Genomic DNA, 12,511 nt, shown 5'->3' with positions numbered 1-12,511 from the left:
GGGTACGCCTCTACCCGCGGGCGCCACAAGATGGGTCGCAATGATGAACTGTTCAAGACCATCGCACGCGCAATGCTCGGAAGAATGCCCTGGCCGGATGGCGGGTTGACACGGACATAGCGGGCTTCGCACGCGATGATTAGCGGGCGGGATGCGAATGGAGCTATTCGCCGGGCTCATCAATGGCAGGAGGCGGTGCGTCGAAGGGGTCACCCTCCGCTGGAGATGGGAGCGGGGCCAGCGTCTTCGCACATGACGGCCGGAGCCGGCTCCGCTAGATTACCCCCAGAAGACAAGACGAATTGTCCGGGGAGGACAGGCGTGCACCAGGGACGTGTCGTTTACGGCGCGATCGAGGAGGTTGTGTTCGGCCACCCCGCGGCCGACGCCGTGGTCGCGCAGATGGACCGGCTGGGGACGCGTCGCGCCTTCCTGATGGTGTCGGGCACGCTCAACCGGCAGACCGACGAAATCGCCAAGATCAAACAGGCCCTGGGCACACGCTGCGCGGGCGTCTTCGATGCCATGCCGGCGCACACCCCGCGCGAGGCGGTGATCGCCGCCACCAATGCGGCGCGGGAAGCGGGCACAGACCTGATCGTCACCGTAGGCGGCGGCTCGGTCACCGACGGCGCCAAGGCGGTACAGCTTTGCCTCGCCAACGGCATCGACGATATCGACGGCATCGAGCGTATCCGCGTGCACAAGGGCGTCGCGCCCGAGATGACCGCGCCGACTGTGCGCCAGATCAGCGTACCGACCACGATCGCAGGCGGCGAGTTCAGCTCCATCGCGGGCGTCACCGACCGCACCACGCATGTGAAGCAGATGCTACGGCATCCGCTCGCGGTGCCGCGCGCGACCATCCTCGATCCCGCCATCACCGTGCACACGCCGGAATGGCTGTTTCTTTCGACCGGCATCCGCGCCATCGATCATTGTGTCGAGGCGATCTGCTCGCGCGAGACGCACCCTTATGCCGACGCACAGTCGGTGAAAGGCCTGGCGATGCTCGCCGACGCGCTGCCGCGGGTGAAGGCTGACCCGTCCGACCTCGGCGCGCGGATGGATGCGCAGATCGGCACCTGGCTGTCGATGGGCGCGCTCGCCGCCGGTGTGCCGATGGGGGCAAGCCACGGCATCGGCTACGTGCTGGGCGCGACCTTCGCCGTGCCGCATGGCTACACCTCCTGCGTCATGCTGCCGGCGGTGATGCGCTGGAATGCGCGCGACAATGCCGAGCGCCAGACGATCGTCGCAGCCGCGATGGGCTTTCCCGGCCACAAGGCAGCCGATGTGCTCGATGCCTTCATCCGCTCGCTTGGCATGCCGCGCAGCCTCGCTGAGGTTCACGTCTCGCCGGAGCATTTCGACGCCATCGCGGAGGCTGCAATGCGCACGAACTGGATCCCGCGCAACCCGCGCAAGATCGACGACCCTGCGCAGTTGCGCGAAATCCTGCTTCTTGCCGCATGATCTAAAGCCGGAGGACTGATGTACCCAGGTTACCATGCCCGCCTGCGCCCGCTCCAGCCCGCCTTCATCATGGCGGCGACCGGCGAGGCCGTCACCTATCGCGAGCTCGATGCGCGCAGCAACCGGCTGGCGCATTTGTTTCGCAAGCACGGCTTGAAGCGGCTCGACCACTACGCGATCTTCATGGAGAACAATTCCCGCTACATCGAAGCCTGCGGCGCGGGCGAGCGATCCGGGCTGTACTACACCTGCATCAACTCGTTCCTGACGCCGGGCGAGCTCGCCTATCTCCTCGTCAACAGCCAGTCGAAAATCCTGATCACGTCGGTTGCGAAGCTCGATATCGCCCGCGAGGCGATCAACGCCTGCCCCGAGATCAAGCTGTGCATCGTTGCCGACGGCCCGGGCGAGAGTGAGCGCATCGTCGGCCTCGCGGAGGTGACCGCCGATCAGCCGACGGCGCCGCTCCACGATGAATGGCTCGGTACAGCCATGCTGTATTCATCGGGCACGACGGGGCGGCCGAAGGGCATTATTCGGCCACTGCCGGAGGAGCCGCCGAAGCACAATCTGCCGCTGTTCGATTTCCTGACGAAGCTCTGGCAATACCGCGAGGGCATGGTCTACCTCTCGCCGGCGCCGCTCTATCATTCGGCGCCGCAGGCCGCCGTGAACCTCACGATCCGCATGAGCGGGACCGTGATCATCATGGAGACGTTCGATCCCGAGCGTTACCTCCAGCTCGTCGAGCAATGGGGCATCACCCACACCCAGCTGGTGCCGACGATGTTCTCGCGCATGCTGAAGCTGCCGGAGGGGGTGCGAAAGCGCTACGATCTCTCCTCGATCGAGATCGCGATCCACGCCGCCGCGCCCTGCCCGGCCTTGGTCAAGGACGACATCATCAAATGGTGGGGACCGATCATCCACGAATATTACGGCGCGACCGAAGGCCTCGGCTTCACCGCCTGCGACAGCGCGGAATGGCTCGCCCATCGCGGCACCGTCGGCAAGGTGCTGCTCGGCGACCTGCATATTCTCGACGAGAACATGAAGCCATGCCCCACCGGCACTCCGGGACAGGTCTGGTTCAAGACGGCCACGCCATTCGAGTATTTCAACGACCCCGAGAAGACGAAAGAGGCGCGCTCGGCCGATGGCAGTATGAGCACGGTGGGTGACGTCGGCTATGTCGACAAGGACAGATTCCTTTATCTAACGGACCGCGCCACCTTCATGATCATCTCCGGCGGGGTGAACATCTATCCGCAGGAATGCGAGAATCTGCTGATCACCCATCCGAAGGTCGCGGACGCCGCGGTGTTCGGCGTGCCCAATCCCGATCTCGGCGAGGAGGTCAAGGCGGTGGTGCAGCCGATGCCCGGCGTCGTGCCGGACCCGGCACTCGCCGAAGAGCTGATCGCCTTCTGCGGGGCGTCGCTGTCGCGGCAAAAGGTGCCGCGCTCGGTCGATTTCGAGAAGGAATTGCCGCGGCTGCCGACAGGGAAGCTGTACAAGCGCCTGCTAAGGGACCGGTATTGGGGGAACAAGGCATCGAGGATCGTGTGAGCCCCGATGTCGTCCCGGCGTTCGCCAACGATGCCGGAGGAACTTCTCTCACATCGCGAGAGGAAATCGCCTGCGGCCTTCCGTCATCCGAATTGTCGAGAGCGTGGGCGGCCTTGCCGGTTGCCTCCCTCCGCCAGCGTCGCTATCGTCCATTCAAACAGGCCGCGAAAGGCCGAGGTCCAGGGAGGACGAGGATGCGGAGCGTACGAGCGCTCGCCGCAACGGCGGCGCTATCTTTGCTGGCGTTTTCGACGATTACATTGGCCGGCGAGCCCAAGCAGGGCGGGATTTTGCGGATGTACCACCGCGACAGTCCCGGCAATGCCTCGATCCACGAAGGCGCGACCTACTCGCTCAATGTTCCCTTCATGCCGGTGTTCAACAACCTCGTCATCTACAAGCAGGACGTGGCGCAGAACAGCATGGACACCATCGTGCCCGAACTCGCCGAGAGCTGGGCCTGGGTCAACGACAACAAAACATTGACGTTCAAGCTGCGCGCGGGCGTGAAGTGGCACGACGGCAAGCCGTTCACCTCGGCGGACGTCAAATGCACCTTCGACATGCTGATGGGCAAGTCACAGCAGAAGTTCCGGCAGAATCCGCGCAAGAGCTGGTATGAACAGGTCAACGACGTCTCCACCAACGGCGATCTCGAAGTCTCCTTCAACCTGAAGCGGCCGCAGCCTTCGCTGCTGGCCCTGCTCGCCTCGGGCTACACGCCGGTCTATCCCTGCCATGTCTCGCCCGGCGACATGCGCACCCATCCGATCGGCACGGGGCCGTTCAAGTTCGTCGAGTTCAAGGCCAATGAATCGATCAAGCTGACCCGTAATCCCGACTATTGGCGCAAGGGGCGGCCCTATCTCGACGGCATCGAGTTCACCATCATCCCGAATCGCTCGACCGCCATCCTCGCCTTCGTCGCGGGCAAGTTCGACATGACCTTCCCGACCGAGGTCAGCATTCCGCTGTTGAAGGACGTCAAATCGCAGGCGCCGAACGCGGTCTGCGTGGTCGAGCCCAACAACGTTGCGACCAACATCATCGTCAATTCGTCCGCGCCGCCGTTCGACAACATCGACATCCGTCGCGCCATGGCGCTGTCGCTGGACCGCAAGGCGTTCATCTCGATCATATTCGAGGGCCAGGGCGACGTCGGGGGCACCATGGAGCCCGCGCCGGCCGGCCTCTGGGCCATGCCGAAGGAGATGCTCGAGAGCATTCCGGGCTACGGCCCCGACATCACCGCCAACCGCGAACAAGCCAAGAAGCTGATGCAGAAGGCCGGCTACGGCCCCGACAAGCACCTCGCCGTCAAGGTCTCGACCCGCAACATCCCGGTCTACCGCGATCCCGCGGTGATCCTGATCGACCAGCTCAAGAACATCTATATCGACGGCGAGCTCGACGTGGTCGAGACCGCAAACTGGTTCCCGAAGATCGCGCGCAAGGATTACATGCTCGGGCTCAATTTGACCGGCAATGCCGTCGACGATCCCGACCAGTCGTTCTACGAGAACTATTCCTGCGGCTCCGAGCGCAACTACACCAATTACTGCAACAAGGAGATCGAGAAGCTGTTCGACGTGCAGTCGCAGGAGACCGACCTCAACAAGCGCAAGAAGCTTGTGTGGGATATCGACAAGAAGTTGCAGGAGGACGTCGCCCGCCCGATCATCTTCCATGCACGGACCGGCAGCTGCTGGCAGCCTTATGTCAAGGGCGTGACGGTGATGTCGAACAGCTCGTATAATGGATATCGGTACGAGGATGTCTGGATGGACAAGTAGCGCTAGCCGCTGACGGGTTCGACGGGAGGCGATGCATGTTTGCCTATCTGGTGCGGCGCCTGTTCCTGATGCTCGTGACCCTGTTCGGGATCTCGGTCGTCATCTTCTTCCTGCTGCGCATCGTCCCCGGCAACATCGTCGACATCCTGTTTGCCGCGGCCGGCTATGTCGATCCCGCCGACAAGGCCAGTCTGGAGAAGGAGCTCGGCATCGACCAGCCGCTGGTGGTGCAATATTGGCACTGGATCAGCGGTTTTCTGCGCGGCGACTTTGGCTATTCCTATGTTTCCGAGAAACCGGCGCTTCAGGAGATCCTGCCACGGATTCCGATCACCGCACGGCTCGCCGGGCTGGCGTTGTTGTTCTCGGCGTCGATCGGCATTCCCTTGGGCGTCATCAGCGCGGTGAAGCAGGGAACGAGGCTCGATTACGCGTTGCGTGTGGTGAGCCTCAGCGGATTGTCGCTGCCTTCGTTCTGGCTCGGCCTCTTGATCCTCACCGCGTCGGTGGCGATGTTTGGCCAGATGCCGATCTTCAACCCAAATCCGGCGACATGGCTGGAAGCCTTCGCAACCTATGCCGTGCCCGCCGCCGCCGTCGGCTTCCGCAGCGCGGCACTGACCATGCGCATCACCCGCTCCTCGATGCTGGAGGTGCTGCGGCAGGACTATATCCGCACCGCCCGCGCCAAGGGCGCATCGGATGCCGCCGTGAACTATCAGCATGCGCTCAAGAATGCGATTTTGCCCGTCATCACCGTGATCGGCATCGAGGCGGCGTTCCTGATCGGCGGCCTCATTGTCACCGAGACCGTGTTCAACATCCCCGGCGTCGCGCGCTTCCTGGTCGAGGCGATCCGCTGGCGCGATTATCCGATCGTGCAGAACCTCGTGATGCTGATCGCCATCGTCGTCGTGAGCGCGAATTTCATTGTCGACATGCTCTACGCGGTGTTCGACCCGCGCATCCGATTCACGGATTAGGAGATCAGTTTGACCGCGATCGACTATGAGATTGAACTGAGGCGCGCCGGCGCCTACGCGCCCGGCGGGTGGCGCCGCGTGCTGTTCCTGGCGCAGCGGCACGTGCTGGGCGCGGCTGGGCTCGTGATCATGACCCTGTTCGTGTTCACCGCGGTCTTCGCCGACTTCATCGCGCGTTATGATCCCCTGACGATCGACGCCGCTCGGGCGCTGGGTCGCCCAAGCCTGTCGCACTGGATGGGGACGGATTCCTTCGGCCGCGACGTCTTCAGCCGCATCATCCATGGCGCGCGGATCTCGCTGGCGGTCGGGATCGGCTCGACTGCGCTCGGCGGCACCATCGGCGTAATCGTCGGGCTGACCTCCGGCTATCTCTCCGGCTGGGTCGATCTCGTATTCCAGCGCGTCTCCGACGTTCTCCAGGCGTTGCCGCTGCTGGTCCTGGCCCTGATCATGACCGCCGCGCTCGGTCCCTCCTTGCCGAACGTCATCATTGCGATCGCCATTCCGCTGATCCCGACCGTGTCGCGCGTCATCCGTGCCAACACGCTGGCGCTGCGCGAGCTGCCATTCATCGAGGCCGCCAAGTCGATCGGCATGAGCGAGGTGCGGATCGCGCTGCGTCATGTGCTGCCGAACACGCTGGCGCCGCTGATCGTGCTCGCGACCGCCCAGCTCGGCTCGACCATCCTCACTGAAGCCTCGCTGTCCTTCCTCGGTCTCGGCATTCCCGAGCCTTATCCATCATGGGGCCGCATGCTCTCTGAATCCGCCGCCGAATATGTCCGCACCGCGCCATGGCTGGTGATCTTCCCGGGCATCGCGATCAGCCTCGCGGTGTTCGGCGCCAATCTGTTCGGTGACGCCTTGCGCGACATCCTCGATCCCCGGCAGCGCGGCTGATGGCGGACAAATCCGATCTCGTGCTCGATGTGAAGAACCTGAAGACGGTGTTTTTCACCAACTCCGGTCTCTTCAAGGCCGTCGATGACGTTTCCTTCACGGTGAAGCGCGGCGAGACGCTCGCGATCGTCGGCGAATCCGGCTGCGGCAAGAGCGTCACGGCCCTCTCCCTGATGCGGCTGGTGCCGGATCCGCCCGGCCGCATCGTCGGCGGCTCCGTCACGCTCGAAGGCACTGATCTTCTGGCGCTGGACGAAGCTGAGATGCGCGCGATCCGCGGAAATCGCATCTCCATGATCTTCCAGGAGCCCATGACCTCGCTCAATCCGGTGATGCGGATCGGCGACCAGATCGTCGAGGCGGTGCGACTGCACCGGAACATGTCGAGCAAAGAGGCCCGCGACATCGCGATCGAGATGCTGCGCCTGGTGCGCATCCCCGAGCCGGCTCGGCGCGCCCGGGAATATCCGCATCAGCTCTCCGGCGGCATGCGCCAGCGCGCCATGATCGCGATGGCGCTGGCGTGCCGGCCGGCGTTGCTGATCGCGGACGAGCCCACCACCGCGCTCGACGTCACCATCCAGGCGCAGATTCTGGCGCTGATCCTGGACCTTCAGAAGGAGCTCGGCACCGGGCTCGTGCTGATCACGCATGATCTCGGCGTCGTGGCGCAGTCCGCGCAGCGCGTCATCGTGATGTATGCGGGACGGAAGGTCGAGGAAGCCAGCGTCGAGGCGCTGTTCGCGGCGCCAAAGCATCCCTACACGCGCGGATTGATGGCATCGATCCCGGCGGTGCCGGCGCCGGGCGTCGCCGCGCAGGCACGGCTGAACGAAATTCCCGGCACGGTTCCGTCGCTGGTGCGACTGCCAAAGGGTTGCGCCTTCGCGCCGCGCTGCACGCTCGCGATCAAGCGCTGCGAGGCCGAATATCCGCCGCTGATCGATTGGGGCGGCGGCCATCTCGCGGCCTGCTGGCGCGCGGCCGAAGTGGCGGAGGTGGCATGACCGAGGCGCTGCTCGAAGTCACTGACCTCAAGAAACACTATCCGGTGCGCGCCGGCGTGTTGCGCCGACAAATCGGCACAGTGCATGCGGTCGACGGCGTCTCATTTTCGGTTGGCACCGGTGAGACGCTCGGCCTTGTCGGCGAATCCGGCTGCGGCAAGTCGACGGTGGCACGCAGTGTGCTGCGGCTGGTCGAGCCGACCTCCGGCCAGATCCGCCTCGACGGCGAGGACATCACTCGCCTCTCCAAGGCTGCGCTGCGGCCGCACCGTCGTTCGATGCAGATCGTGTTCCAGGATCCGTTCGCGTCGCTCAATCCGCGCATGACCGCAGGCGACATCGTCGGCGAGCCGCTGCTCGTGCACGGACTCGCGACCGGCAAGGCACTGGAGGCGCGTACCGCAAAGCTGTTCGAGCAGGTTGGCTTGCGGCCCGACCAGATGCGCAATTTTCCGCACCAATTCTCCGGCGGCCAGCGCCAGCGCATCTGCATCGCGCGGGCGCTCGCGCTGGAGCCGCGGCTGATCGTCTGCGACGAGCCGGTCTCCGCGCTCGACGTCTCGATCCAGGCGCAGGTGATCAACCTGTTGATCGATCTGCAACGCGAGCACGGCTTCTCCTATCTCTTCATCGCGCATGACCTCGCCGTGGTCGCCCATATCAGTCACCGCGTCGCCGTGATGTATCTCGGCCGCATCGTCGAGATTGCCGACAAGGACGAGCTGTTCAGGAACCCGCGCCATCCCTATACGCAGGCCTTGCTCGCCTCCGTGCCGATCGCCAACCCACTCGCCAAAAAGCTCACGCCGCTGGTCGACGGCGACGTGCCAAGCCCGGTCAATCCGCCGTCGGGCTGCGCGTTTCACACCCGCTGCCGGTTTGCGATGGAGCGGTGCAAGACGGAGCGGCCGGCGCTGGTGGGCGCGGGCGACGGACACCAGGTGGCGTGCTTGCTCAATGACGGGACGGGGCGGGGCTCTTGATTAGGCGCACGCCTTGCCGGGACGAAGTGCGAGACGGCACTATCTCCCCATCGTCATTGCGAGCGCAGCGAAGCAATCCAGAATCTTTCCCCGGATGCAGTCTGGATTGCTTCGTCGCTTCGCTCCTCGCAATGACGAGCTGCCGCTCTACCCAGCCCCGATCTCAGCCACGATTTTCCCCGTCGTGACCTGCTCGCCCTCGGCGACGTCGATCGCCGCGACCATCCCGTCGATGCCGGCCTTGTGGACGTGCTCCATCTTCATCGCTTCCAGTGTCATCACCGGCTGACCGGCGGTGACGCGCTCGCCCGGCTTGACCAGCACGGCAACGACACGGCCGTTCATGGCGGCACGGACTTTTCCGTCGCCACCATTTGTTGCAGCGGCCTTCGGCGCGGCGAAGGTGAGATCGGTCGCCGCGAGCGGGATGCCGCGGTACTGGAGGTAGAGCCGGTCGCCGTCGCGCAGGAATTTTGCGCTGTCCATCACGCCGTCATGGCGAAAGCGGATCACGTCGAGGTCGAGCTGATCGACCTCGAACTTGTCCTGCCGGCCGTCGATGGCAACGGTGTAGCTGCCATCGCGCTCCCGGGTGACTTCGAGCTCATGCGTCTGGCCGGCGATATCGATCTTTGCCGGTAGCGGAAACGTTGCCGCGAGGCTTCGCCCACTGCGCCACGACGGTGCCTGCGGGCTCGTGACGTAGAGCAGAAGGCCCGCAAGCGCGGCGCTGAATGTGCTACTCGCAACCGGCCCCAGCAATTCGTCGCGATGCGCACCAATGAACGCCGTGGTCGCTTCGCCCTTGGCAAAGCCGGGATGGCGCAGGCATGACATCAGGAACGCCTGATTGGTGGTCACACCGAATCCGGTCAGTTGCTCCAGGCCGACGATCAGCCGCCCCCTCGCCTCCTCGCGTGTCGCCCCATGGCTGATCACCTTGGCGATCATGGAATCGTAGAACGGCGGAATCTCAGAGCCCGATTGCAGCGCATGCTCGACGCGAATGCCATCCGGCACCTGCCAGCGCGCCATGCGCCCGGACTGCGGCATGAAATCATGCGCGGCGTCCTCCGAGCACAGCCGCACCTCGATCGCGTGGCCTGTGAAGCGAATGTCCTGCTGCTTCACCGGCAATTGCTCGCCGCGCGCGACGCGCAGCTGCAGTTCGACGAGATCGAGCCCGGTGATCGCCTCGGTCACGGGATGCTCGACCTGGAGGCGCGTGTTCATTTCCATGAAGTAGAACGCGCCACTCGTATCGAGCAGGAACTCCAGCGTCCCGGCGCCCTCGTAACGCAACGCCTTCACCGCGGCGACCGCGACCTCGCCCATCTTTCCATGCAACTCGGGCGTGACCGCGGGCGACGGCGCCTCCTCGATCAGCTTCTGGTGCCGCCGCTGTACCGAGCAATCGCGCTCGCCGAGATGAATGGCATTGCCGTGGCTGTCGCCGAACACCTGGATCTCGATATGACGGGGATTCTGGATGGCGCGTTCGAGAATGACGGAGGGATCGCCGAACGCCGCCTTTGCCTCGGACCGTGCACTGCGCAGGGCATCGCCGAAGGATGCAGCGTCGGTGACGAGCCGCATGCCGCGGCCGCCACCGCCGGCGACCGCCTTGATCATCACGGGGAAGCCGATCTTTTTGGCTTCCGCCAGCATGACCTCGTCGCCTTGGTCGGCGCCCTGATAGCCGGGCACGCAGGGCACGCCGGCCTTGTTCATGATCTCTTTGGCGCCGGCCTTGTTACCCATCGACTCGATCGCCTGCGGCGAGGGGCCGATGAAGACCAGGCCGGCATCCTTGCAGGCCTGCGCAAAATCCTCGTTTTCGGCGAGGAAGCCATAGCCGGGATGCACTGCATCCGCGCCGCTGGCTTTTGCGGCCGCAATGATCGCGGGGATGTTGAGATAGGACTGCGCCGGCAGGGCTTCGCCGATGTGCACGGCCTGGTCCGCCTGCCGCACATGGAGCGCATCGCGATCCGCATCCGAATAGACCGCGACGACGCCGAGGCCGAGCTTCCGCGCGCTTCGCATCACCCGCAGCGCGATCTCGCCGCGATTGGCGACCAGAACCCGAGAGAACGGCCGGTGCTGCACTGATCCGTTCCTCATGGGCGGGCCACCGAGAATTGCATGCGCTGGGGCGTGCGCGCATCGCCCTCGCGGCAGATCGCGAGCACCTCAGACAGGGCCGCCCGAGTGTCGCGCGGATCGATCACGCCGTCGTCGAGCACGCGCGCGCTGGTCGAGAACACGTCCATCTGGCCGTCGAACACGCCGATGATCTGCGCCTTCATGGCATCGAGCTTTTCTTTCTCGACCGGCTTGCCGCGGCGAGCTGCGGCGGCTTCGGTGACGATCGCCATGGTCTCGGCGGCCTGCTCGCCGCCCATCACGGCAGTCTTGGCGTTGGGCCAGGAGAGGCAGAAGCGCGGATGGAAGCCGCGCCCGCACATGCCGTAATTGCCGGCGCCGAACGAGGCGCCGCAATAGATGGTGATCTGCGGCACCGTCGCCGACGTCACCGCCTGGATCATCTTGGAGCCGTGCTTGATCATGCCGGCTTCTTCGTAGGATTTGCCGACCATGTAGCCGGTGGTGTTGTTCAGATACAGCAATGGCGTGCGGGTCTGGCAGCAAGTCTGGATGAAATGCGTCGCCTTGTTGGCGCCGGCGGGATCGAGTGGGCCGTTGTTGGTGATGATACCGATCGCCTGGCCCTCGATGCGGGCATGGCCGCAGACGGTGGCCGGGCCGTAGTTCGGCGCCATCTCGGTGAAATCGGAATCGTCGACGATGCGCGCGATCACTTGCTTCATGTCCACGGAGCGCTTGTGGTCCATCGGCATGATGCCGAGCAGCTCCTCCTGGTGGTAGCGCGGCGGCTTGAACTGTGCTGCCGCCTTGCCCGGCCGCTCCCACTCCAGCGCCGCCATGATCTCGCGCGCGATGCGCAGGGCGTCGCGGTCATCCTCCGCGAGATAGTCGCCGAGACCGGAAACCTGCGTGTGCATCTCGGCGCCGCCGAGTTCCTCCTCGGTCGCGATCTCGCCAGTTGCAGCCTTCAGCAGCGGCGGACCCGCGAGGAAGGCGCGAGTGCGGCCACGGACCATGACGATGTAATCGGACAGGCCGGTCTGATAGGCGCCACCGGCGGTCGAGGAGCCATGCGTCACGGTGACGACGGGCAGCCCGGCAGCCGAGAGCCGCGCGAGATTGCGAAAGATGTTGCCACCACGGACAAAGTCTTCGACGCGGTAGCGCAGGAGATTGGCACCGGCGCTTTCGACCAGCTGGAGATAAGGCAGCTTGTTCTCCAGCGCGAGCTCCTGCACGCGTATCGTCTTGTCCAGGCCGTAAGGTTGAAGCGCGCCGGCATCGATGCCGGAATCGTTGGCGCTGATCATGCAGCGGATGCCCGAGACGAAGCCGATGCCGGCAATGACGCCGCCGCCGGGCACGCTCTTGCTTGGATCCGGCACGTCGAACATGTAGCCGGCCAGCGTGGACAGCTCGATGAAGGGCGCGCCGGGATCGAGCACCAATGCGACGCGCTCGCGCGGCAGCAGCTGGCCGCGCTTGTGAAAGCGATCTTTCGCCACGGCAGACGCGGCACGCGTGCGCTCTTCCAGCGCCCGCATGCGGTCGATCAGGCCGAGCATGCCGTCGCGGTTGGCGTGATAGGCGGCGCTGCCGGGGGAAACTGTGTTTTCGAGAATGGACATAAATTCATCCTGCTCGTCATTGCGAGGAGCGGAGCGACGAAGCAATCCAGACCGCCTCAG

9 protein-coding genes are annotated in these 12,511 nt (G+C 64.7%); 7 read left to right on the top strand and 2 right to left on the bottom strand.

The features are described from left to right. The first annotated feature begins 321 nt into the window (after positions 1–321). The 7 genes from IVB27_RS06205 to IVB27_RS06175 all read left to right on the top strand — a co-directional run bounded on the left by IVB27_RS06205 (position 322) and on the right by IVB27_RS06175 (position 8,714). Positions 322–1,476 (top strand): iron-containing alcohol dehydrogenase, encoded by a 1,155-nt coding sequence (locus IVB27_RS06205; RefSeq protein ID WP_247351787.1) that lies wholly within the window; start codon positions 322–324, stop codon positions 1,474–1,476. 18 nt (positions 1,477–1,494) lie between these two features. Continuing rightward, positions 1,495–3,045 (top strand): AMP-binding protein, encoded by a 1,551-nt coding sequence (locus IVB27_RS06200; RefSeq protein WP_247442162.1) that lies wholly within the window; start codon positions 1,495–1,497, stop codon positions 3,043–3,045. A gap of 194 nt (positions 3,046–3,239) precedes the next feature. Next, positions 3,240–4,838: an ABC transporter substrate-binding protein gene (locus IVB27_RS06195; RefSeq protein ID WP_247442161.1), complete on the top strand. Its 1,599-nt coding sequence runs from the start codon at positions 3,240–3,242 to the stop codon at positions 4,836–4,838. 35 nt (positions 4,839–4,873) lie between these two features. Next, the gene (locus IVB27_RS06190; protein WP_247351782.1) at positions 4,874–5,821 is read left to right on the top strand and encodes an ABC transporter permease; all 948 of its coding nucleotides are present in this window, start codon (positions 4,874–4,876) and stop codon (positions 5,819–5,821) included. Between the two features lie 9 nt (positions 5,822–5,830). Next, positions 5,831–6,724 (top strand): ABC transporter permease, encoded by an 894-nt coding sequence (locus tag IVB27_RS06185; RefSeq protein ID WP_247442160.1) that lies wholly within the window; start codon positions 5,831–5,833, stop codon positions 6,722–6,724. Further along, positions 6,724–7,731: an ABC transporter ATP-binding protein gene (locus IVB27_RS06180; RefSeq protein WP_247442159.1), complete on the top strand. Its 1,008-nt coding sequence runs from the start codon at positions 6,724–6,726 to the stop codon at positions 7,729–7,731. The genes IVB27_RS06185 and IVB27_RS06180 overlap by 1 nt, the downstream gene beginning before the upstream one ends. Then, a complete protein-coding gene (locus IVB27_RS06175) occupies positions 7,728–8,714 on the top strand; it encodes an ABC transporter ATP-binding protein (protein WP_247351777.1) in 987 nt (328 codons plus the stop codon). The genes IVB27_RS06180 and IVB27_RS06175 overlap by 4 nt, the downstream gene beginning before the upstream one ends. Positions 8,715–8,861: 147 nt before the next feature. On the opposite strand, the gene IVB27_RS06170 is transcribed toward IVB27_RS06175, so the two are convergent. Next, on the bottom strand, positions 8,862–10,838 hold the full coding sequence (locus tag IVB27_RS06170; RefSeq protein WP_247442158.1) for an acetyl-CoA carboxylase biotin carboxylase subunit: 1,977 nt from the start codon (positions 10,836–10,838) through the stop codon (positions 8,862–8,864). Next, positions 10,835–12,451, bottom strand: a complete 1,617-nt coding sequence (locus IVB27_RS06165) for an acyl-CoA carboxylase subunit beta (protein WP_247442157.1) — start codon at positions 12,449–12,451, stop codon at positions 10,835–10,837. Before IVB27_RS06165 ends, IVB27_RS06170 begins: the two co-directional genes overlap by 4 nt. Positions 12,452–12,511: the final 60 nt, after the last annotated feature.

It is taken from the genome of Bradyrhizobium sp. 197, assembly GCF_023073375.1.
Taxonomy (GTDB): domain Bacteria; phylum Pseudomonadota; class Alphaproteobacteria; order Rhizobiales; family Xanthobacteraceae; genus Bradyrhizobium.
This window is presented reverse-complemented; position numbering and strand designations above follow the sequence as displayed.

Bases quoted from the DNA above. Each gene is read 5' to 3' on its own strand.
- IVB27_RS06180 (WP_247442159.1), top strand. From the start codon at position 6,724: ATGGCGGACAAATCCGATCTCGTGCTCGATGTGAAGAACCTGAAGACG.
- IVB27_RS06200 (WP_247442162.1), top strand. From the start codon at position 1,495: ATGTACCCAGGTTACCATGCCCGCCTGCGCCCGCTCCAGCCCGCCTTC.
- IVB27_RS06175 (WP_247351777.1), top strand. From the start codon at position 7,728: ATGACCGAGGCGCTGCTCGAAGTCACTGACCTCAAGAAACACTATCCG.
- IVB27_RS06190 (WP_247351782.1), top strand. From the start codon at position 4,874: ATGTTTGCCTATCTGGTGCGGCGCCTGTTCCTGATGCTCGTGACCCTG.
- IVB27_RS06165 (WP_247442157.1), bottom strand. From the start codon at position 12,451: ATGTCCATTCTCGAAAACACAGTTTCCCCCGGCAGCGCCGCCTATCAC.
- IVB27_RS06195 (WP_247442161.1), top strand. From the start codon at position 3,240: ATGCGGAGCGTACGAGCGCTCGCCGCAACGGCGGCGCTATCTTTGCTG.
- IVB27_RS06170 (WP_247442158.1), bottom strand. From the start codon at position 10,838: ATGAGGAACGGATCAGTGCAGCACCGGCCGTTCTCTCGGGTTCTGGTC.